Below are 21815 nucleotides of genomic sequence, written 5' to 3' on the forward strand. Positions count from 1 at the left end.
ATCGAATACGACCATCTCTGGATGGGGCGTGACAACGCCGGCTTCGCAGGCGTGGTTACTCCTGGAGGGTTTGTCCTCACCGGCGGTGGGATCAGTCAGGATGTGGACATGGTCACGCTTCGGTTGAACTACCGCTTCGGTGGATACGGCGCACCGGTCGCGGCCAGATATTGATGGCACCCACCTTGGCAAACCAAAAGCCCCGGCACGCCGGGGCTTTTTCGTGGTCGATCGCGTCAAACTGGTCACATTCGTGAAGCAAGCAATCCGAGCCGCTGAGCTATGGTGACCAGCTGTGCCAGAGACCGCACGTTCATCTTCTCCGTCACTCGATGACGATGTGCCTTGATTGTCCGCTCCATCGCTCCCAATTCAGACGCGATCGGCCTGTTGAGTCGCCCGCGCACGACAACCTCGAATACTTGACGTTCACGTGCAGTCAGTGTCGCCAGCATCGCCTGCATCTGCTGCAGCGCCGTCCGCGACGAGCGTCGCTCAATTCTTCGGTGCAAACGCTTCGGTCGCCGCCTTCATGGCAGACTCGCCCATGCTTCTGGTTTGTTCGGTGAGCAATCGCATTTGGGCCTGGAAGAAATCAGACTGGATCTCAAGGGCGTCCTTCATGTCCTTGGCCTGCATGAGCTTGTCGCCGAGGTCGAACGTCGCGGTGACGTTGCGCTGCATGTAGCCGCAGAACTCCTTAGCGCCGCTTGCAATCGGCAGCTTCGAGGCACTTAAGCCCATTTCCAGCTGCTCGAAATAATCGGCGTTGGCCTTGCGCAAGCGAAGAAGCGTATCGGCGAGCATGGTGCGGATACCCGCTGCGGATGGATTGCTATCGGCCATGGTGTCATTCCTCCTTGTTACGCAGCAAGTCCCCCGAACCACGCACCAAAATAGCCGGCGTAGAGCGCGGGCATTTCAAGATTCATCGAATGTCCGATACCGGGCACCACGACGAGGCGACAGTCTGGCATTGCCGCGGCCATCGCATGAAGATCGGCGGGGGGGATCCAGCCGTCCCGTTCGCCCCACAATACCAGATGCGAATGCCCGATCTCCGGCATGCGGCTCTCCAATTCCCGGCTCTCCCGCTCGCGCGTGAGATTGACGGGTGTCCCGATCCAGATGCCTTCGGAGACGCCGAAGCTTTGTTCGATGATCCGCTCGAACAGCGCCTGGATGTCCGCGCCCCCTGGACGGAATTGCGGGACCTTATTCGGCGCCATGCTTTCTGGGATAAACAGGGATGAGGCCGCGGTCGCCATCACCGAACGGGTCAACTCTTTGCTCGCCATCATGGCTCGGAACAGTCCGATCTGATCGGTATTGAAGGCCATCCCGAGCGGCGTGACCGGATCAAGCGCGAACACCCGTCCGAAACGGCGCGGTTGCATCAGCAGCATACGGGCCGCAATGATGCCGCCGGTCGAATGCGTTGCAAGATGGCAATAGTTGATATCCAGGGTGTCGAGCGCAGCCAGCATGTCCTTTGCGTGCTGCAGCATCGTGTAGTTGGTGTAGTCAACCGTAGGCTTCGGCCGGTCGCTGTCGCCGCAACCACGCCAGTCGATGCCGATGACGCGAAGACCAGAAGGAAACAGCGGGGCAGCGAGCTCGATCCAGTCCTTGCTGGCGAGATTGCCGTGGATGAAGACGACGGTGACGTCGCCTCGTCCCCACTCTCGCCAGCCCAGCTGGACTTCGCCTGCCTGCACTCTCGGCATCAACCGGCCCTACTTGTTTAGGCCAGCGGTAGGCGCGGCCCCGGGCGGTGTCGGAGCCACCGGCAAGGCCGAGACCACCGCCCCCTTGAGCATGCGGTCGGTCCCGAGCGGCGATGACGTGTCGACGCTTCCCCGCGTCACGAAATCTACGACATCGGACGAGTATTCGACCGGATTGTCTGTGTGAATGAAATGCCCGCTCTCCGGATAGATCTTGAGGATCGGCCGATTGCCCGCATTGGTCATGCGCGTCATGAACGGCGTGATGGCGTCGCGTCCGAGGTCTGTCAGCCCGTTGAATGCCGGCGTCGGGATGAACGGCTCCTTGTCGCCGAATGCGAGGAAGATCGGCGCCTTGATCTGCGTGAGCCGCTCGTACAGGTTCTTCGGATCATCCTGCTGGAGCTCCGCGCCGATCGTGTAGATGTCGTAGATAAAGATGTTGCACCACTGCTCCAGCTCCTTCGGATTGCCTTTGGTCAGCCCGACGCGCTGCTCGGTGTGGAGGCGGGCATATTCGCTGTCGCTGAAGAAATAGCCGCTTTTGGCAGCCGACACCGCGCCGGTCTCCGGGTCACGCTTCTTGAAGTAGAAGAAGTCACGAATATTCTGCTCGTCACGCGCCTTCTCCGCGGCAAGGATCCCCGTCTGGTCCCAGGTCGCCCTCCACTTGCCGAAGTCATGATCGAAGGCCGGGTCGAACAGTGGCGCCTTCTTGCCCTTTGAAATGGTGATCTCGCGGGGATATTCCTCAAGACCGGACGGCGCCTCCAGCGCCAGGCCCTGCACTGCATCCGGCCAGGTCAGGGCATAACCCATCACGAACTGACCGCCGAGCGAATGGCCGAGGTAGTAAGCCTTCCTGACGCCGAGCTGGTTGACGACGAGGTCGTAGATGACCTCGCGCATGTCCTGCATCGTGCGCGCCGGACTCTTGTCGAGATTGCCGGGCCCGGACATGCCGTAATGCGGCAGATCGGGCACGATCACGCGAAGACCGCTGCGCAGCGCATACTGCATGATGTTGCCGTAGTGACCGCCGAAAGCGCCTTTGCCATGGATGACGACGAGGACCTTCGGATCCTTGTCCGTGCCGGCATATTCATCCATGTAGCCGATCTGCCAGGAATTACCGCCCTTGTCTTTGGCATTGGCGTATTTGACCGGATAGGGGTAAGTCACGAACTCCTTCCAGAACGACTTTTTGGGGTCGATGTTCTCTGCGACGCCGGGCACCCGATAATTCTTGTCAATGAATTTCTGCGCGCGGTCGAGGCTCGCCACATCATCCATGAACGCAACGAACTTCGGGTCATTCTTGCGCTGGTTGATGATCGGAAACACACCATAATGGGCGACCGGGCTTTCCTGAGCAATAAGGTCTGCACCAGGCACGCGATCGACTGCCTTCTGAGCCAACTTGAAGTTCAGCCACAGGTCATTGGTGATGTGCATCACCAGCGTCCGCGCCTGGATGCGGCCGAGATAAGGGTTGATGTTGTGCGTTTCGCCGACACGGTTGCGCCAGACAAGGTCGACCGCATCGTAAAGCTTGGCACGGTTGACGACGTTCAACGCCGCCTTTTCGTTCGGGGGGTCCCAATAGAAGATTTCGGGCTGGACGGCGCCCCAATTCTGGGTCGTACGGAAGGCAAAATCATAGCCGGTCATGCCGAGGATCGACCAGCCGAACGCCACGCCCGGCATCGGATGCTTCTCTTTGGCTAGCTTGTAATAATCACCCTTCGTGTCCTGCCACACCGGATCGGATTCGATCGCTGCCGTCATCATCTGGAATGTCCAGTTGCCGACCGGATCTTCGCCATCCGATTGCGTGGTGCCGCCGATCGGCATCATTGCGCCGATATATTCGGGATGCATCACGCCCCAGACATAGGTCTGCGTGCCGCCCATGGAAACGCCGGACACCAGCGCAACGCGCGCGACCTTCAGCCCGTCACGCAGCATCCGGTAGTTGGCCTGGACCATGTCATAGTAGCTGTACTGCGGAAATTTTACGCCGAGACCGTCCGAAGGTTTACTGGCGCCCCAGGTCCCAAGCGGATCGACCATGATGACATAGTAGCGATCCGTATCGATCGGCCGGCCCGGGCCGATAATTGGCACGGTGCCTGACAAGGCTGCTCCTTTGACCCACTGCTCGTACATGTCAGTGGAGTCGCCGGAATAGTATGAGTTGATGACAACGGCATTGGTGATCTCACCGGCGGCGTTGCGGCGCGGCGTACCGACCGCGATATAGGCCGTGTGCAGTTTCCCGGCGCCAAGCGATTCCAGGGTGACACCGCCCTCCCCGCCATTCTCCCACTTCGAGGGATCGGCGAGATCGTACTTGCCGCCAAGTCGGAAATTCGCGATCTCATAGGTCTTCTTCAGCCCGTCATGCTGCATCTGCGATGAGCGGCGCGTGAAGGGCTGCGCGACCGCGAGCGATGTCCCGATCAACAGCAACAGCAGGCTGATGAGATATCGCCGCATGACATGTCTCCCGATCATGGCGAATTCCTCCGGCAGGCTTTGATTTTTGCCGAAAGCTAGGAGCGGACGCGGCGCGACCTTTGATCTAGCGCAAGGGAATTCGAACTGCCCGCGCGAGAATTTTGAGAACAAATGACATGCCGGGTCGCCGCGATGCCTTTCCTCACCCACGGCTCCTACCGGATTCGGTATGAGCTCGACGGTCCTGCGACGGCGCCGGCCTACGTGCTGGTCAATGGACTGACTCAATATTCCGAACTGTGGACCGCTTATCGCGACGCGCTCATCGCACGGGGCTTTCGCGTGGCGACATTCGATCTGCTCGGCCAGGGCGCCTCCGACAAGCCCACGCTTTTCATCAATCAGAATCAGGACGACCACGTCCTTGCGCTGCATCGCTTGATCGAGATGCTCGGTGAAGGACCGGTCTTCCTCAGTGGAATTAGCTTCGGCGGCCTGATCGCGCTGCGCTACGCGATCGAGCATGGGGCGCGCCTCTCGGGTCTGGTGCCCATGAGTTGCTTTGCCGAGCTTTCGCCTCAACTTCTCCTGATCGGCAACGCACTGCGCACCGGTCTAATTCTCGGTGGAACCAACTATCTCCAGGATCTGCTGCTGCCGATGAATCTGTCCGATGAATGGTTGAAGCCGCTGTTGGACAAGCTCGACGGGGTCAAGCGGCAGGGCTGGCTGGTCAATGACCTTTACGCGTTGCAGAACCTGATGGAGTCGTTCCTCGACTTCCAGCCGCTGACGCCGCAACTCGCCTCCATCGCCGTCCCAACCATGATCCTAAACGGGGAGTTCGACTTCCTGACGCCGCGCGCCCTCCACGAGACCCTGCGAGTCGAGATCCCCAACAGCGCACTCGTGATCATCCCGGGCGCGTATCACGCTTTCACGTTGGAAAAGGGTGCACTCACAGCCGACCTGCTCGCGCGCTTCGCCGATGACGTGCTGGCCGGGCGCTGGCAGGGTAACAAGGCGGTCTGGATTGCACCGGAAGATCCTGGCGGTGAGCTCAGTCCATTTCCCGCCGGCTACGACCATCTGCGCGCCATTCCCGTCCAGAAGACGCTGGCATGAGCGGACTTCTCGGACCACTCGACTCCGAAGGCCGCGTGCCGCCCCGCCAGCAGACCCGCATCGCCGCTTTCCTGATCTCGGCCCATGGCGCTCTCGCAAGACAGTTCGCCCTCGCCCTGCCGGCTAAGTTCGAGGCCGGCTGGCAGACAGAATTGAACGCTCAGTTCTACCGCGAAAGCGAGATCGTCTCGCTTTTGATGCGGGCAACCGCATGGGTGCCGGATCTCGCCCTGGGTTACATGGCCGTGTCTTGGGAGGCCGCCTGGCTTCCGACGCCGAACGAAGGCATTGCCGATCGCTCTCTCTGGCAAGCAGTCCATCTTGCCACGCTCGCGCATGCCGTCCACGCCGCAATCCGGCCAGCGGCGTTGCTACCGGTCGAGGCAAACGCGAATGACCCCTTCGTGATCGCGTTGCGCCGCATCGAGTTCGAGAGCGGGCGTCTGTTGCAGGCACAAATCCTGTTCCTGAAAGGTCCCGACCTATTACCCTTCCGCGACACCGTCAGTACAGTCCTGGAATGCCGACACACCGAACTGCGCAAGCTCTGGCACGACACGCTCGCGAGCCTGGGAATCGTCCGCGAATGATGCGGAGCCTTGACGCAGATCAAGGCACCGCGACTTCCGCCCTCCAGCATTCATTGACCGTCCTGCACGCGCCGACCGGAGCTCTCCCTCATGAAGGCCATTTCCCTCGAAGAAGCCGTCGCAATGATCCCGGCCGGCGCGAGTGTCATGGTCGGCGGGTTCATGGGTGTCGGAACACCAGAGCGCCTGCTCGACGAGGTGGTTCGGCAGAAGAAGAGCGGCCTGTCGCTGATCTGCAATGACGCGGCGATCCCCGGCAAGGGCGTCGGCAAGCTGTTCGACGCTGCGCTGGTCGCGCGGTTGACCGCAACGCATATCGGCCTCAATCCGAAAGCACAGCAGCAAATGTTGGCGAACCAGATCGTCGTCGATCTGGTACCCCAGGGAACCTTCGTCGAGCGCATTCGTGCGGGTGGATGCGGGCTGGGTGGAGTTTTGACGCCAACCGGCGTCGGCACGCTGGTTGCGCAGGGCAAGCGCGAGATCGAAGTCGACGGAAAGCCTTTTCTGCTTGAGACAGCCTTGCGTGCACAGTTTGCGCTGGTGCACGCCTTCCTTGCCGACTACCTCGGCAACTTGGCGTACGCGCTGACCTCGCGCAACTTCAATCCAGTCATGGCGATGGCCGCCGACACCGTGATCGTCACGGCTGAGAACATCGTGCCTGTCGGCGTGATCGCGCCCGACCACGTCGTGACGCCGGCGCCGCTGGTCGACTACCTCATTACAAACGGGTGACGGCATGGATCCGCAGACCATCATCGCCCGGCGCGTCGCCAAGGAACTTCGGAGCGGCGACCTCGTCAATCTCGGCATCGGTATCCCGACGCTGGTCGCAAACTACGTGCCAACGGACTTGAAAGTGTTCTTCCAGTCAGAAAACGGTCTGATCGGAACGGGGCCCATCCCCGAGCAAGGCCTGGCGCATCCAACGCTAACGGACGCAGGGGGGCGCCCGATCAGTGCGCTGCCCGGGGCCTCCACCTTCGACAGCGCGATGTCTTTCGGACTGATCCGTGGCGGCCATGTCGACGTCACGGTGCTTGGCGGCCTTCAAGTCGATGCCCATGGCCATCTGGCCAACTGGATGATCCCGGGCAAGATGGTTCCTGGCATGGGCGGCGCCATGGATCTCGTCAGCGGCGCCAAGCGGGTCATCGTCGCCATGCAGCACGCAGCAAAGGGCAAGTCGAAGATTGTTGCGAAGTGCAGCTTGCCGCTGACCTCGGCGCGGCCGGTGAATCTGGTCGTCACCGACTTGGCTGTGATCGGCTTTGCCGACGGCAGGGCGACGCTTCTTGAGACCGCGCCGGGCGTCACGATCGGCGAAGTGATGGCTGCGACGGAAGCCGACCTCCTCGTCGGCGACCATGTTCCGGAGATGATGATCTGAAGGTGAAGGACATGCGGATATTCGGCGATTTCAATGAGATAAGATCCGCGGTCGGCACCGAGATCGGCGCCAGCGACTGGATCGAGGTGACGCAGGACCGGATCAACAAGTTTGCGGAAGCGACCTGCGATGAACAGTGGATCCACGTCGATCAGGAGCGCGCGAGGGCAGAAATGCCCGGGGGCACCACCATCGCCCACGGCATGTTGTCCCTGGCGCTGGCGCCGATGTTCATCCGCTCTGTGATGGGGTTGAAAGGCCTCCGCAACACCCTGAACTACGGCGCCGACAGGATCAGGTACCTTTCGCCGGTCCCGGCGGGATCGAAGCTGCGCGGCCGCGTCAGCGTTGCTGAGACGGAGGACGTGCCTCCCGATGGGCTGCGCGTGAACTATCATCTGGTCATCGAGATCGAAGGCGGCAAACGACCGGCCTGCGTCGCCGAGTTGATCGCCCTGCACTATCGTTGAGTCGCGTTCCCGTCCTCATCAATCGATGATGTGATAACCGCCATCAATATAGAGAACGCTTCCCGTAATGAGCTTGGCGCCGTCGAGTGCGAGAAATGCCGTGGCGTTGCCGACGTCGTCAATGCTGACGAGACTGCGCGCCGGCGCCTTGGATTGCGCCTTGTCCATCAGTTCGTCGAAGTCGGGAATGCCTGATGCCGCTCGCGTGGCCAGCGGTCCGGGCGAGATCGCGTGCACGCGGATTCCCCTCGGACCCAGCTCGGCGGCGATGTAGCGCACCGAGGCCTCGAGCGCTGCCTTGGCTACGCCCATGACATTGTAGTTCTCGACCACCATCTGGCTGCCATAATAGGTCATGGTAAACATGGTGCCGCCGTTTTTCATCAGCGGCTCGGCAAGATGAGCCATGCGCATGAAGGACCAGCAAGAGACCTCCATCGTCTTCAGGAAACCGTCGCGGCCGACGTCCACCACACGTCCGTGCAAGGCTTCCTTCGGTGAGAAGGCGATCGAATGCAGCAGGAAATCGAGTTGGCCCCAGTCCCTCTCGATCCGGGCAAACACGTCTTCAGTCTGGCCCTCCGTCATGACGTCGAGGGGCATGAAAATAGACGCCTCAAGTGCCTGCGCAAGAGGCTCGACGTGCTTCTTCGCGCGCTCGTTCAGGTAGGTGACGGCGACATCCGCGCCGAGGGCGCGAAAGGCCTTGGCGCACCCCCATGCGATCGACTGGTCGTTGGCGATGCCTACGACGAGGCCTTTTTTCCCCTTCAGGGCAATCTTGGAATCTGGAAACACTGGAATCATGATGCCCTCTCCTGCCTTTGATTGTTCGTTGTTCTCTTCATCAGCAGCGCCAGTGTGTGCTGCGCGATCATCAGCTCCTCGTCGGTCGGAACCACATAGACTGGGATGCGACTGTCGGAGCCCGAGATCAGCTGTGCGTCGCGCAAATTCTCGGCGGCGCTGAGGGTGACGCCGAGCCACGCGAGCTGGCGAACGACATGCGCGCGAATTGTTGCGGAATTTTCGCCGATACCGGCTGTAAAGACAAACGCGTCCAGCCCCTGCAGCGCCGCGGCAAGCATCCCGGCATTGAGGCCGATGCGATAGCTGAAATATTCAATCGCCAGTCTAGCTCTCGGATCCTCACTGCTCTCCAGCTCCCGCATATCGTTGCTGACGCCGGATAACCCTTTCAAGCCGCAATCGCGGTAAAGGAAGTTCTGGACGTTGGAGGCTGACATCCCCTTCTCGGAAATGAGATAGAGCACGACCCCGGGGTCGACCTGACCAGGGCGGGTTCCCATCGGAAGCCCATCGAGAGCGGTGAAGCCCATGGTGCTTTCGACGCTTTGTCCCGCGCTGAGAGCGCACATCGAGGCGCCGCTTCCGAGGTGAGCGACGATCACCCGACCATTCGCGATTTTCGGCGCGACCTTTGGCAAGGTCTTCGCAATGTATTCGTAGGAGAGACCGTGAAAGCCGTAGCGGCGCACGCCCTCAGCATAGAGCTGATGCGGGATCGCATAGTGATCGGCGACCGCGCTGTGCGTACGATGAAATGCCGTATCGAAACAGGCGACCTGCGGAAGCTCCGGGAAATTGGCCAGGATCGATCGGATCGGGGCCAGATTATGCGGTTGATGCAACGGCGCGAGCGAGATGAACCGCTCCAGCCGGGTCACCACACCATGGTCGACTAGAATCGGCCGGTCGTAGTCCGGGCCGCCGTGAACGACGCGATGACCGACCGCGATCGGGTGAATGCGCATCTCGTCCCGCAACCAGGCGCCGGCGATGTCCATCGCGGCCGGAACATCGGGCACCGCCTCGATCGGATAGGCGCGATCCGCAAGCGGATCGCCGGTGGAGCCACTCGCACGCAGACGCGGGCGGCTGCCGATCCCATCCATCTGCCCTTTCAGCTGTCGCCGCAATATTCCGTCACCCTCGATCGAGTAGACCTGGAACTTGACGCTGGAGGAGCCGGCATTGACCACAAGGATGGTGTCCATGGCGTTCACGCGGCAATCGTTGGAGCACGCCGGCGCCGGGCATGGGCATACAGCGCTGCGACCGCGCACGAGGCCATCCGCGCGCGCGCCGAATCCGCGCGTGACGTCAGGACGACCGGGACCCGGGCTCCGAGCACGATGCCCGCGCCGTCCGCCTTGGCGAAATAGGCGAGATTCTTTGCCAGCATGTTGCCGGCCTCCAGGTCGGGAACGACGAGGATCTGCGCGCGACCGGCGACCTCGGACCTGATCCCCTTGATCCGCGCCGCCTCCACGTCGATCGCGTTGTCGAAAGCCAGAGGTCCGTCGAGGATCCCTCCGGTGATCTGCCCGCGGTCCGCCATCTTGCAGAGTGCTGCCGCCTCGATCGTAGACGGAATTTTCGAGGTGACGGTTTCAACCGCTGACAGGATTGCCACGCGCGGCGATTTGCCGAACCCAGCTTCCACATACAGATCAATCGCGTTCTGGATGATGTCGCGTTTGGCGTCCAGATCAGGGAAGATGTTGATGGCCGCGTCCGTCACGAAGATGGTCTCGGCATAGGCCGGCACGTCCATCACGAAGACATGGCTGATACGGCGGTCGGTGCGCAGGCCTCCGGCCTTCGCGGTGACCGCGCGCATCAACTCGTCCGTATGCAAGCTGCCCTTCATCAACAGCTCACCTCGGCCGGCGTGGATCAGCTCTACCGCCTTTGCAGCGGCTTCGTCGCTATGTGCTGCGTCAACAAGCTCGAAGGCCGCGATGTCGAGACCATGCCTGGCGGCCGTATCCCGGATCTTCCTTTCAGGTCCGACCAGGAGTGGCCGGATAATGCCGGCCTGTGCACTATCGACAGCGCCGCGCAATGAGCTTTCATCGCACGGATGCACAACGATGGTTGGGGCCGGCGGCACGGCCTGCGCGGCCGCGATCAAGCGGTCGTATTTGCTCGGGGACTGTGCCTGCGACGTGTCGGCCGACATGAGCCGGTTCCTTCCAGACAGTGTTACGATGCCTTCGCCTTGGGGTCGAAAGGGGCAACGTTCGAGGCCCTCCCCGACGTTTCGGCGTCGAGACCGAACAGCTGTGCGACACGCTGCAGGCGGCTGGCGCGCTCGCCTGTGATGTCCTCGCTGGCCGACAGCACCTCGCTCATCGTCGTGAAAGCCGCGCGACGTTGATTGACATCGTCGGGAAGCAACTTCGGGATAACGGCCAGCGCCGCCTCGCGATCGAGCAGCAGCATGAAGAACTGCTCGCGAACCAGCATCTTAAACTCGGCAAGCGTTAATCGCGCTCCGCTGTCGTCGCGACGAGCCTGACGCAACGCCTCGATGCTGCGTTCATCCACCATTCCTCTCGCCGAGCCGATATAAAGCAGGGCACGGATGGCCGCCTCGCGAAGCCCCCCTTCGCCAATCCTGGATCGGAGCTCGGCGATCCGTTTGTCGAGCATGGCACGGTGTTCGGCCGTCATCTCGCGCCGGTGCGACGGTTCAGCTTTCGGATCTATGCCGACCGCCGCCTGTAGCGCCGGCGAGCCGTAGACGTTGAGGAAGATCGCCTCGCTCATCGCTTCCTGCGAATCGCGCCAGCTGTCCAGCGCATGAACGATCTGCTTGGAGACCTGCTCCTGAAATGCCAGGAACGGATTGTCGTTCGAAACCGGCTTGCGGCTCTCTTCTAGCCCTTCCGCTGCCGACTTCACTGCTTTCATCCACGGATTTTGGCTGCTGAACGCCTCATACTGCGTCCGTAGCGGATGCAGATTGCGCATCATCTCCGCCGTCTGCGGCGCCACCATGCCCTTGATCCAGGGCTGCACGAACTTGCGGTAGGCGGCAAGATTGAGCTCCGAGACGCGTTTTGCCGCGGCAAAGCGCCGCTCGTCCTCAGGCGAATTGCCACCCATGGCCCGAATATCGTCTAGCGTCCGGGCCTCACAGCGCATCACCCACTGGCCCACAACGAGATCGGAACTAGTGGTTTCTTCGTCCTTGGCTTCGAACGTCGCTTCGTAAAGGCCGGGCGGGAGTACATCGATCAGATCGATGTTGCTGGAAAATTCAGCATGCTCCTTCTTGGCGACGCCACCTGAAACGAAGATGCCGAGATGGCCGACGTTCTCGTGAACTGTATAGACGATCGTCTGCCCATAGGCCCTGATGTCATCCACATCGGCATAGCATTCGAGGATCCAACCCAGCGCCTGCTGTGGCGGAGTGATGTTGTCGCCCTTGGAGCAGAACACCACGATCGGCGAACTGATGTTGCGCAGATCTACCTTCTGCCCGTCGGACATGGTGATATTGCCGGCGGCCAAGTTGTTGCCGACGAAGAGTTCGTCGACAATGAACTGGATCTCCTCGGCGTTGAGATTGACGTGCCCACCCCACCAGCGCTCGAACTCGAGGTAGCGATCGGCTTCGGTATCGACCTTCGAATAGACATTGTACTGCTTGGTCCAGAGCGTGTTCGAGGGGTTCTGGCCTTCGAAATTCTGGACCAGCCAGGCACCATCGAACTTCCCGCCGCCGAGATCGCTAACGAGTGCAGTTAGCCAGCTTCCGCCCAGCAGGCCGCCCGAATATCGCATCGGATTTTTGCCATGCACGCCCGCCCAGTACGCGAGAGGCGCACCGGCGATGATCAGCGGCCCGAACAGTTCGGGCCGCACCGAAGCCAGGATCATGACCGCCCAGCCGGCCTGACAATTGCCGATGACGCAGGGTTTCCCGTCAGCTTCCGGGTGACGACTGATCACTTTTTCGATGAACAATGCCTCGGCACGCGCGATACGCTCGATCGTCTGGCCCGGCACCGGCTCCGGCAGGAAGCCGATGAAGTAGCAGGGATGCCCCGCCTTCATCGCGACGCCGATCTCGCTGTCGGCCTTGAACCCGCCGATGCCTGGACCGTGCCCGGCGCGTGGATCAATCACGATGAACGGCCGCCGCGTGAAATCGATCTCGACGCCGGCTGGCGGGACGATGCGGACAAGCGCGTAATTGACGGGTTCGTCCAGCTTGCGGCCATCGATGATCAGTTCGGCCGCATATTGCAGAACGTGTGGCGCGGTTTGGGCGACGTGCTCCCGATATTGGTCGCCGCGCCGGCGCATCACATCGAGGAAGAGTATGCTCCGTTGCCCAGCATCGACCATGTATTCAACCGCCGAGGCGACGAGGCCGGACATCGGACCACCGGGCAATCCAGGTACTTCCATCTGCATGCTCCGACCTTAGTGTCGTGTGAACGCATCCAAAGCCTGCCGCAGCCGCAGGCCTTTGATATAGGTCAATGCTTGACGGCCGGTACGCCGGCGTAGTCGTGTCACGTCCGTCATCCCGCCCGAATGTGTCGAGTTGACTGCCGAGATTCAGGCCGCCCGCCTTTTGCGGTGCCCTTGATACAGATCAAACCGGCACCCGACCGCTCCGTTCATAGACGAGCCTCAGGCCGATGTGTTTTCCGGCTTCCGAACCGAGACCTCGCATGTCGGACATCGCTAAATACAGCGTGATGGAGCGCTTGCGGGACGGCAGCACGGCCCGAATCCGAGCGCTGCGGCCGGCCGACGCGGCCGCTGTCCTCGACGCGCTGGATCAGACCAGCGACAAGGAACGCGCCTTCTTCATGGATGTCGACTTTAGAAATCACGTCGCGCTAGTGTCCGAAGTCGGGCAGCCCGGGGCGGTTCACTTGCGAGCGCGCCGGTATCGACGGCCTGACGTTTCACGATCTGCGCGGCACGGCCGTGGTTCGCCTTGCGATCGCGGGCGCCAGCGTGCGTGATTCATGTCGCTGCCGTCTTCTCGTTCTGCTCAGAATCGCCGGAAACGTGTCCTGCGGGCTGGCCGACAATCGCCCCTCAGGCGACATACTTGAAGCGCGGGCCTCCGTGCAGTCCCTGGTGTGGACCTGACTCGATCGGCGCGCCGAGGACGTCCTTGATCGCCTGTTCAAGTTCGTCGCGCATCAGACCGATGGCGTCCTCGATTTGCCCGGGAGCGCCATCAAAGACGCCTTGCAATGCGCGCAGCAGCTTGGAATAGGCTGCGTCGCAAGCATCCGCCAATCCGACGACTTTCCCATCGAACTGCTGAAGCGGGGGGTCATCGACCATCTGGATGACGTCTCTCGCATCATCAATGGCGATGGTTTGCGCGGGATCAAAGCTGAATTTGAGTGGAGATGCCGGATCCGGCATGATCTTCATCCCCTTCGCCAGTTCCTCGAATCTGTAATAATGGGCAACGCCGGTTGCGCTGGCCGGCGAGGTCGGCGTGCCCTCCCCTTGCTCCACGATCGTGTTGATTGCCACCACGGCACTATCGACGTCGGTGACGGCTACCGCTGCGAGTGGCCCGGCCACCTGCCTGCCGGGGTTTCCCGTGAAGATGGAATTACCTTGCCGCACGATCTCGGCGCGGATCGCTGCATAGAACTGTCCAATCGTCCTGATCTGCGGCGGGAACCCAAATAGTACGGCTTTGACCGGAATCTTCAGGGGAGTCTCCGGCTCTTCGATCACCATGAAGGTCTGCTCGACCAGATTCCTGGAATAGCGCTTGAGGTGCACCACCAAGCTCGACTCGATTCCCATCGGCAGATGGTCCGGATAGCTTGAGACGAATGATGCGTTCGCAATTTGCGGCACCCCGCCGATTGCATTGAGGATGTTGCAGCCGAAACCAAAGGGAGGCAAGAAGAAGGCCTTCGATATTCCGATGTCGCGACAGATGATCCTTTGCCTCGTCCGCGCAATCCGGTTCGGCAGACAGATGTATCTGTGCAAGCACATCATCTGCGAAGCCAGCAGCAGGCGATCAGCAGGGCTGTATTTTCTGCGTTGGGCGCATCGATGATTCAAGAACGTTCGTTGCAGGCATGGCTCGGAAGAGGTGGCAGCCGACGTGAGACTCAACGGGCCCCTTCCGATAGAAAACAAGGTGCAGCCGTACCGGCTGCTCGAATTGAACAGGAATCAATCTGGATCTCTGCGCGTTGAAGTTTCGACGGTTCTGCGCTGGCGTATGGATCGGTCCAATCCATCATGGGCAAGTTTGAGCTAGCTCCAGCTAATACGGTCCATGCTCACAGTGCGGACAACCACGCCTGCGCACCTTCGGCCCGCACTGGCCGATCGGCACCTGAGAATCGCTGGTTAATCGCAGACAAGACGAGGACTCGCTGCCCGCCAGCTTCCGCTTCTGGAGACGTGCTCCAGCTTGGGACGCCCCAGTGCTTTTCCAGATCCGACTTTCCGGTAGCCCTCTTTCGTCTGTCAATCGTCTGGTCGAGCCGTTACGGTTCCTATTCAATCGGAGAACGGAGCACTATGCGTTTGGCGGTACCATGGCGACCTTTTTTTGCGCGGACCTTCACCGCTGCGCTGGCCATTGCATGGTTGCTGGCGACCCCGTGTCAAAGTCGAGCGGCTGGTCCAACGCCGAAACGCATTCTGATGCTGCATTCATACGGTCTTCGCTTCCAGCCGTGGGCCGACTATTCCGAGGCCCTTCGCGCCGGAATAAGCCAACGTCCTTTCGTGACCTTTCAGGACCATTCGCTTCTGAATGCCCGGACGGCCAGCGACAAATCAGACGCAGCATTTGTCGACTACCTTCGTGCGCTCAACCATGATCAGCAGCCCGACCTTATCATCGCTATCGGCTCGCCCGCCGCGAATTTCGTGCAGGCGCACCGGACGGACCTTTTTCCGACAACCCCTATGCTCTTCACGTTGGTAGAGCGTCGCCGGGTGGACCTCGACAAGCTGACCGAATACGACACGGTGGTGGCGGTTGCCAACAACGACGTCGCTTTTTTTGATAACGTCGTGCGCGTCCTGCCCCAAACAAAGACCATCGCCATTGTTGTGGGAGCTTCGCCGGGCGAAACATTTTGGCGGAACGAATTGGCCAAATCCACCGCGCTGTTTGCCGACCGCGTGCAGTTTCGGTGGTACGATGAGCTTTCCTTTGAGGATATGCTCAAAGACGCGGCCAACCTCCCGCCACACAGCGCCATTTTTTGGCTTGGCTTGACTATCGATGCGGCGGGAGTGGCCTATGAAGGCAATAGCGCGTTCTCACGGCTTTTTGACGCCGCCAACGCACCGATCTTTTTCCACGATTCGATCTTTTTCGGTAAGGGCATCGTCGGCGGTCCAATGCAGGTCATTGCCGGGCAGGGCAAGAAGGCCGCGGAGGTCGCCCTCCGCATTCTTGACGGTGAAAGGGCCGGCGACATCAAGCCTACATTCGTCGTCCCGGCAGCGCCTATGTTCGACTGGCGACAAATGCAGCGCTGGGGAATTTCCGAGAGCCGTCTGCCGCCTGGCAGCACCATCTACTTCCGCGAGCCGTCGGTGTGGGACCGGTATTGGTGGCAGATCTCGTTGATCACCGGAGTTATACTTCTGCAAGGCGGGCTTATATCGACCCTGCTTCGCGAGCATCATCGACGTCATTTGGCGGAAGTGCAGTCCCGGCAACGCATGGCCGAACTGGCCCATGTTAATCGCTTCTCGACGGCTGGCGAACTGACCGCAACAATCGCGCACGAAATCAACCAGCCGCTCGGGTCCATTCTGACTAATGCCGAGACCGCGCAGTTAATCTTAAAATCTCAGAACCCTGACATTTCGGGGCTGGCCGAGATTGTTGACGATATCTTGCGGGATGACCGGCGCGCCAGCGAAGTCATCCGGAGGATGAGGAGCCTCCTTAAGAAGGCACCTTTCGAGCTGAAAAAACTGGATCTCAATGATCTTGTTCGTGAGACCATCGAATTTCTTTCGATGCTGGCCGTTGGACGAAAAGTGGAGCTGATTGGACAGATCATGCCGGAGGCGCTTCCGATCCTGGGCGACCGCATCCAACTTCAGCAAGTCATTCTGAACCTTGTCGTGAACGCGATCGAGGCGATGAAGGACACTCCTAGCGAAAGCCGCATCATCAGCATCCAGACCTCGCGCGCCGAGGGCTCTGCCGAGCTGTCCGTGTCGGATCGCGGATCGGGCATTCCAAAAGACCAATTAAAGGAAGTCTTCGAACCCTTCTTTACCAGCAAAGCGGAAGGCATGGGCATGGGCCTGTCCATCGCCCACACTATCGTTGAAGCGCACCAAGGGCTGATAGCCGCAAAAAATCGAGATCACGGCGGTGCAACGTTCACGATCAGACTTCCTCTGGTTTGATGGGGCAGGACGGTCGGATTCAACACAAAGGCCCCCCTTGCGGACGGCACTTAGATGCGCAAGGCTCCAGTTGCCGAATTCGATAACCATTGGACTGGCGTGAAATGAAACGCGAGGATTTATTGGCAAGGTTACAAAAGTTGGCCGTCGCGGCTGCTTTAGGGATGCTTGGATCCGAGTCGGTGATCACAGCAGTCTCCGCCCAATCATCGGCAAATTGCCGTGCCTACGCCGAGGACTACTCTCTGCGCTACTCGATGCACGCAAGGTCAAATTTCAGAATCGGGGGCCGTCGCGCTGGCGTTAGTACGTTGGCCGCCCATAGGTCCCGCGCCGCTCAACGGTCCACGCTCTTTGACAACGCCTATGCACGTTGCAAGCGCGGCCGATGGCCGTAATGGGCATCGGCACGGCAGTCGGTCCGGGGGACTCGGTGCAGCAGACTATTCTCTCTTCGAGCGAGCCAGGTGGAAGAACGAAAGTGAAGCCTAGTAGAGCCTTAGGCCCGCTACGCCCAACGCCAGATTGATGCCGAATACGCCCTCGACCGACAGCGGTTGCAGCGAGATCGTGCGGTTGGATCCTCCTATAGGCACATTAACGCCGAGTCCGATACCGAGCGACGCGTTTCCGCCTGCCCCTACGAAGGTCCCCTGCAACGCGCCTGGACCGATATGGCTCGTCGGCGCAAAGACTCTCCAGAATAATCTTCCCGCGCCGGTGACGCCTACATCCAAGCCAAGGCGAGTTATCCTGCCCCTATAGCGATACAGCAGATCTGCGATCCGGGCGAGGACGCCGACTGAAAGAGGGACACGACGGCGAAGATTCCGTGGCCCACCTGGTCAGCGAGCGTCGACAATGGGGGTCGATGATCTCGCTCTCAAGCGCGCCGTCTGGCGCTTGCTGCGCGGCATGATATGGAACGGCGCCGGCGGCTGGGTGATCTTGTCGTGGAAATTGAACTTCCCGCGCACGGTCTCGATGACCTTGAACCGGCGCGGATAGCGAGCCTTCCGGCATGTCCCACTCCAAACGGGCGCACCGCGCTCCCGAGGATGGCATTTCAGGGCAGGTGCACGCTATCGAGTTGATCTGACCACGGCAAGCCTACAGCACGGACAAGGGTAAATACCGATTTCGCGGCACACGTGGTGCGTTAACGTAACACGGACAGGTACCGACGCAGGAAGTCTATCATGGCTGCCAACACTGCTAACGGCCCGCTACTTCTAGTGAAGAAGCTCGGGGGCGTCATGCTGATCCTTCTCGGCATCATCGGCATTGCCGTTGGTCTTGAATATCGTACCACGGGATTCTCGACCGGAATAACTGGAGCGGGTATTGTAGCGCTTCTCTTGGGCATGGCGCTTCTCGCGCTCAAAATCATCCGTCGTAACGCCAGTTAGTCGGTCATCTTGTACCCGGTGTGGCGCCCCGCGATCCGCCATGATCGCCGCGACGCGTATCGCGTCGATATAACGGTCCGGGAGCAGAGCGACCGGTGGATCTCTCGAAGGGGAGGAAAAGGATGGATCAACGCCAAGTGGACGCGTCCGCGATCATGATCGCACTCACATTTTTTACAGCCCCCATGGCTGCTGCGATGCTCGGATATACCGCTCATTACCATTTTGGGCTGACTAGGCAGGAAATCCGCACCTTAGCGATAATCGGCGCAATCACCATTGCAATTGCTGTTGCCACGCTAATGGCGATCGATTTTTTCTATCGAAGGCTGCGCAAACCATGATCCATCCCATGAGGTTAGGCATCCCTGATCGCGCTGGTGATTTTGGTTCCCAGCCCAGTGAGACGGTTCGACGCCTGTGAACAGCCGCTTCACATTGGATTTGCCTGCGAACGGAACAGCACAAAGCAGCCCAGGCGGACAGCCACCCACCGAACTCGGGCATTCCGGACAACGGCGGAATCCCTTAGGGCGCTACGAGTTTCTTCCGAATGGCATAGCGGACTAGTTCGGCCGTGGAGGACATCCCTAGCTTGCGCATGGCCGATGCACGATGGGTCTCGACGGTCTTTACGCTCAACTGCAACAGGTCACTCATGGATCTGTTGGTGTGCCCTTCCGCAATCAACTGGACCACGCTCTGCTCGCGCGACGTTAGTAGGGTGTCTGACCTGCCCTGCTTGTTGAGCTGATAGTCGTGGAGCAGCTTCTCCACCAGAGCACTGGTGAAGTAGGGTCTGCCGTCGAGCAACGCTTCGATTGCGGAAATCAGATGCTTCTTAGCATCCGACTTGAACAAAAAGCCGCGGACGCCCGCCAGAATTGCTTCAGTCAGCAGTTCCTCGTCCTCATGCATCGTCAAGATCAGCACTTCCGTATGCAGATCGAGTGCCTTCAGCCGGCGGCTGACCTCCAAACCGTTCATGAGCGGCATCGAGTAATCGACGATCACGGCGTCCGATCTCGTCTCGACAGCCAAACTGACTGCTTGTTCACCGTTCGTCGCTTCGCCGGTGACAATCCAGTTGGATTGCGTTTCAACAATCGCGCGAAGTCCCGAACGTACGACCGCATGATCATCCGCAATCAAGATGCGTTTCATGGCGCCGTTCTCGATTCCGGCCGCACCCCTGGAGACGCTCAGTGCGGCAAGGTCAGACGATCATGCCGCTCATGGTTCTAAGCGCCATCCTGCAAAACCCTGAGCCTGCCACCGCGAATGTACCGACGTGGCGGTCCTCAAGAACATCATACGCAGTCATGCCTCGACCAGATGCGAACGAACAGCGTACCGAACCAAACCTGCGGCTGAGTTCACCTCCAGCTTGCGCATCGCGGCCGCTCGATGAGCTTCAGTCGTCTTGACGCTGAGGTTCAGGATCGCGCTAATGCCTTTGTTGCTGTAACCCTCCGCCACCAGTTTGACCACAAGCTGCTCGCGTGGCGTAAGCCTCCGGCGCCCATCTACGCCCTCGCCGCCGTGATCGAGCTCGTCTCGACAGCTTTCGCTGCAGAACCGCTTGTGCGCCAGAAGTGCGTCGACGGCCGCCAACAGCAATCTGTTGGCATCCGACTTCGCGAGAAACGCGCGGGCGCCTGCCTCAAACGCCTGCTGCGCCAGCAGACCCGACTTGTGGACCGTGAAGATCAACACCTCCGTCTGCAACGGATAATCCCTGATCCGCCGTGCGACCTCCACGCCGGTCATCCGCGGCATGGAGAAGTCGATGATGGCCACATGCGGCCGGCTTTCGATTGCCGCCGTCAATGCCTTGCTGCCGTCGTTCGCCTCGGCAACGACCTCCCAATCGGCCCGCTGTTCGAGCACCGCTCGCAAGCCCGATCGCACCGCTTCGTGATCATCCGCGATAAGAATGCGTTTCATGGCAGAGCACTCCAATGTCGTTACGCAGTAGCCACCCGCCACCGGTAACCCTTCTTCTTCTTCTCTCAGTGGGCCGCTGCGCGGACCCTCACGGAGGTCGTTGCCCTTCGCCGGCTATCCGCATTCGTCGCGAGCTCACGCGGAAGTACCGCGCGCAAGATGGTGCCGGGGCGCCGTGATGCCGGATCGGATCTGATGTCCAGCGTCCCTCCAATCTGCTCGAGCCTTGCCCTCATCGCCGGAATCCCGACGCCGATTGAAGTCGCCCTTGCTCGTTGCTTGCCGTAGTCTGCGCCAAACCCCCGCCCGTTGTCGCTGACCGTCAATCGAAATTGGTTATCGACCGCGTCGATGACGATGCTCACTTCTGTCGCTTGCGCATGGCGAAATATGTTCGTGAGCGCTTCCTGGACGATCCGCAGCAATGTCCGCTGCTTCTCGTACGGGAGACGATCGACCTCGGGCACGATCCTGCTCGTGACCCGCAATGAGGTCCGAACCGCAAATCCATCGGCGTAGTTTTCTATCGCGGCTTTAAGCTTGTCGACCGTCAGAGTTCGGGGGTGCAGCAGATACGAGAAGGCACGAATTTCTCTGAGGGCCTCGTCGATTGACGCATCGATGTCATCGCAAAGCCGTTCGGCGTCGACCGTATCGCTGATGCTTCGCCGGATCCGCATCAGGCCGAGGCTCGCGGCAATCAAATGCTGACAAGTTGAATCGTGGAGATCGGAAGCAATCCGTTGCTGGATTCCCTCGTGGATGGACGCCAAATCAAGGTCGACATGCGCGTCGTCCGATCCGTGGGTCGCGGCGTCGGGTGCGCTATTGTGCACGCGACGATGGCTCCCGATCAGCCGGTTCGCGCCACTGCCGGCCGGATCCACGACGGGAACAATCGTCGTTTCCATATTTTGCAGCGGGCCCGCAAATGCGAGACGGTGGCGAATCTTCACTTCCACTCCTTCTGCGAGACAGGCGCGGAGAGCTTCGCGGGTAGATCTGGCGTCGTCCCTGCTCATGCACTTGGACACGTCCATGTCCCGGACGTCGTCGGCCGAAATGCCAAGACGCGACTCGAAGGCCGGATTGATCCCCTCATAGACGAAGCGTCCGCCAGGCAAAGGGCGCACGACGAAAAGAAAATCCGGTGAATACATCCAGTACAGGCGGTCGCTGGCTTCTTCAAACCCGAGCGGCAACCACCCTGTACTGCTGGTTCGAACTGATTCGCGGTCGAGAAAGCTACGGAGCTTCACGGTACGCACTCACTTTGCTGCGGCAACATCCGACATTGCAGCTCAACATCGAGACGCGCCGTCCTGCGCGCGCGAGGCGTCCAGTTAATCAGAGTACGGACGCCCTTGCGGGCCCGCCGGATTATACACCGTCTGGTCGACTGTACCAGAGGTAGTAATTGTCATAGATTAAAATCGCGAATTCATGAGGTGGAACCTGGAGGTGATCGAATATGAAACTCGTTCCAG

General features: G+C 60.3%; 20 protein-coding genes and 3 pseudogenes. 9 read left to right on the forward strand and 14 right to left on the reverse strand.

Annotated features, from left to right (window positions below):
- Window positions 1-245: 245 nt before the first annotated feature.
- The 4 genes and pseudogenes from ABIB66_RS21850 to ABIB66_RS21865 all read right to left on the reverse strand — a co-directional run.
- Window positions 246-455: pseudogene (locus ABIB66_RS21850) on the reverse strand (LuxR C-terminal-related transcriptional regulator); the annotation flags it as partial.
- Between the two features lie 40 nt (window positions 456-495).
- Window positions 496-846: a phasin gene (locus ABIB66_RS21855; RefSeq protein WP_354208679.1), complete on the reverse strand. Its 351-nt coding sequence runs from the start codon at window positions 844-846 to the stop codon at window positions 496-498.
- Between the two features lie 17 nt (window positions 847-863).
- The gene (locus ABIB66_RS21860) at window positions 864-1727 is read right to left on the reverse strand and encodes an alpha/beta fold hydrolase (protein ID WP_354065456.1); all 864 of its coding nucleotides are present in this window, start codon (window positions 1725-1727) and stop codon (window positions 864-866) included.
- A gap of 9 nt (window positions 1728-1736) precedes the next feature.
- Window positions 1737-4244, reverse strand: coding sequence for an alpha/beta hydrolase (locus tag ABIB66_RS21865; RefSeq protein ID WP_354208680.1), 2508 nt, complete (start codon window positions 4242-4244; stop codon window positions 1737-1739).
- Window positions 4245-4379: 135 nt separating this feature from the next.
- On the opposite strand from ABIB66_RS21865, the gene ABIB66_RS21870 reads away from it, so the two are divergent.
- The 5 genes from ABIB66_RS21870 to ABIB66_RS21890 all read left to right on the forward strand — a co-directional run bounded on the left by ABIB66_RS21870 (window position 4380) and on the right by ABIB66_RS21890 (window position 7765).
- A complete protein-coding gene (locus ABIB66_RS21870; protein ID WP_354255820.1) occupies window positions 4380-5312 on the forward strand; it encodes an alpha/beta fold hydrolase in 933 nt (310 codons plus the stop codon).
- Window positions 5309-5902, forward strand: coding sequence for a hypothetical protein (locus tag ABIB66_RS21875; protein WP_354255540.1), 594 nt, complete (start codon window positions 5309-5311; stop codon window positions 5900-5902). Before ABIB66_RS21870 ends, ABIB66_RS21875 begins: the two co-directional genes overlap by 4 nt.
- Window positions 5903-5992: 90 nt before the next feature.
- Window positions 5993-6640 (forward strand): CoA transferase subunit A, encoded by a 648-nt coding sequence (locus tag ABIB66_RS21880; RefSeq protein ID WP_354065449.1) that lies wholly within the window; start codon window positions 5993-5995, stop codon window positions 6638-6640.
- 4 nt (window positions 6641-6644) lie between these two features.
- Window positions 6645-7295, forward strand: a complete 651-nt coding sequence (locus tag ABIB66_RS21885; protein WP_354208682.1) for a 3-oxoacid CoA-transferase subunit B — start codon at window positions 6645-6647, stop codon at window positions 7293-7295.
- Between the two features lie 11 nt (window positions 7296-7306).
- Window positions 7307-7765 carry a MaoC family dehydratase gene (locus tag ABIB66_RS21890; RefSeq protein ID WP_354208683.1) on the forward strand — a complete coding sequence of 153 codons (459 nt, stop codon included), beginning with the start codon at window positions 7307-7309 and terminating at the stop codon, window positions 7763-7765.
- 18 nt (window positions 7766-7783) lie between these two features.
- Here ABIB66_RS21890 and fabI read toward each other — a convergent pair whose 3' ends face one another.
- From fabI to ABIB66_RS21910, 4 genes are read right to left on the reverse strand one after another with little or no spacing between them, the layout of a single operon-like run.
- Entirely contained in the window at window positions 7784-8572 is a 789-nt protein-coding gene (fabI, locus tag ABIB66_RS21895) for an enoyl-ACP reductase FabI (RefSeq protein ID WP_275173316.1), read from the reverse strand.
- Entirely contained in the window at window positions 8569-9783 is a 1215-nt protein-coding gene (locus ABIB66_RS21900) for an acetate/propionate family kinase (protein ID WP_354208684.1), read from the reverse strand. The genes fabI and ABIB66_RS21900 overlap by 4 nt, the downstream gene beginning before the upstream one ends.
- 5 nt (window positions 9784-9788) lie before the next feature.
- Window positions 9789-10751 carry a phosphate acetyltransferase gene (locus ABIB66_RS21905; protein ID WP_354208685.1) on the reverse strand — a complete coding sequence of 321 codons (963 nt, stop codon included), beginning with the start codon at window positions 10749-10751 and terminating at the stop codon, window positions 9789-9791.
- Between the two features lie 23 nt (window positions 10752-10774).
- A complete protein-coding gene (locus ABIB66_RS21910; protein WP_354208686.1) occupies window positions 10775-13000 on the reverse strand; it encodes a DUF3141 domain-containing protein in 2226 nt (741 codons plus the stop codon).
- A gap of 471 nt (window positions 13001-13471) precedes the next feature.
- Here ABIB66_RS21910 and ABIB66_RS43595 point away from each other — a divergent pair.
- Window positions 13472-13558 (forward strand): annotated as a pseudogene (locus tag ABIB66_RS43595) (integrase); the annotation flags it as partial.
- An 81-nt stretch (window positions 13559-13639) separates the two neighbouring features.
- On the opposite strand, the gene ABIB66_RS21915 reads toward ABIB66_RS43595, so the two are convergent.
- Window positions 13640-14695 (reverse strand): ferritin-like domain-containing protein, encoded by a 1056-nt coding sequence (locus tag ABIB66_RS21915; RefSeq protein ID WP_502917389.1) that lies wholly within the window; start codon window positions 14693-14695, stop codon window positions 13640-13642.
- Window positions 14696-15109: 414 nt separating this feature from the next.
- Between ABIB66_RS21915 and ABIB66_RS21925 the strand changes: the two genes are divergently transcribed.
- Entirely contained in the window at window positions 15110-16972 is a 1863-nt protein-coding gene (locus tag ABIB66_RS21925; RefSeq protein ID WP_354255543.1) for a sensor histidine kinase, read from the forward strand.
- 488 nt (window positions 16973-17460) lie between these two features.
- Here ABIB66_RS21925 and ABIB66_RS21930 read toward each other — a convergent pair whose 3' ends face one another.
- Together ABIB66_RS21930 and ABIB66_RS43600 are read right to left on the reverse strand one after the other, a co-directional pair.
- Entirely contained in the window at window positions 17461-17757 is a 297-nt protein-coding gene (locus ABIB66_RS21930; protein ID WP_354208931.1) for a DUF992 domain-containing protein, read from the reverse strand.
- A 20-nt stretch (window positions 17758-17777) separates the two neighbouring features.
- Window positions 17778-17976: pseudogene (locus tag ABIB66_RS43600) on the reverse strand (IS66 family transposase); the annotation flags it as partial.
- Between the two features lie 195 nt (window positions 17977-18171).
- On the opposite strand from ABIB66_RS43600, the gene ABIB66_RS21940 reads away from it, so the two are divergent.
- Together ABIB66_RS21940 and ABIB66_RS21945 are read left to right on the forward strand one after the other, a co-directional pair.
- Window positions 18172-18381, forward strand: a complete 210-nt coding sequence (locus tag ABIB66_RS21940; protein WP_354208688.1) for a hypothetical protein — start codon at window positions 18172-18174, stop codon at window positions 18379-18381.
- A gap of 122 nt (window positions 18382-18503) precedes the next feature.
- Window positions 18504-18725 (forward strand): hypothetical protein, encoded by a 222-nt coding sequence (locus ABIB66_RS21945; RefSeq protein WP_354208689.1) that lies wholly within the window; start codon window positions 18504-18506, stop codon window positions 18723-18725.
- 184 nt (window positions 18726-18909) lie between these two features.
- On the opposite strand, the gene ABIB66_RS21950 is transcribed toward ABIB66_RS21945, so the two are convergent.
- From ABIB66_RS21950 to ABIB66_RS21960, 3 genes are all read right to left on the reverse strand, one after another.
- Window positions 18910-19545, reverse strand: a complete 636-nt coding sequence (locus ABIB66_RS21950) for a response regulator (protein WP_354208690.1) — start codon at window positions 19543-19545, stop codon at window positions 18910-18912.
- Window positions 19546-19701: 156 nt separating this feature from the next.
- Window positions 19702-20328 carry a response regulator gene (locus tag ABIB66_RS21955; protein WP_275173333.1) on the reverse strand — a complete coding sequence of 209 codons (627 nt, stop codon included), beginning with the start codon at window positions 20326-20328 and terminating at the stop codon, window positions 19702-19704.
- 65 nt (window positions 20329-20393) lie between these two features.
- The gene (locus ABIB66_RS21960) at window positions 20394-21587 is read right to left on the reverse strand and encodes a sensor histidine kinase (RefSeq protein ID WP_354255549.1); all 1194 of its coding nucleotides are present in this window, start codon (window positions 21585-21587) and stop codon (window positions 20394-20396) included.
- Window positions 21588-21815 lie beyond the last annotated feature (228 nt).

Source organism: Bradyrhizobium sp. F1.13.3 (genome assembly GCF_040548265.1).
Taxonomy (GTDB): domain Bacteria; phylum Pseudomonadota; class Alphaproteobacteria; order Rhizobiales; family Xanthobacteraceae; genus Bradyrhizobium.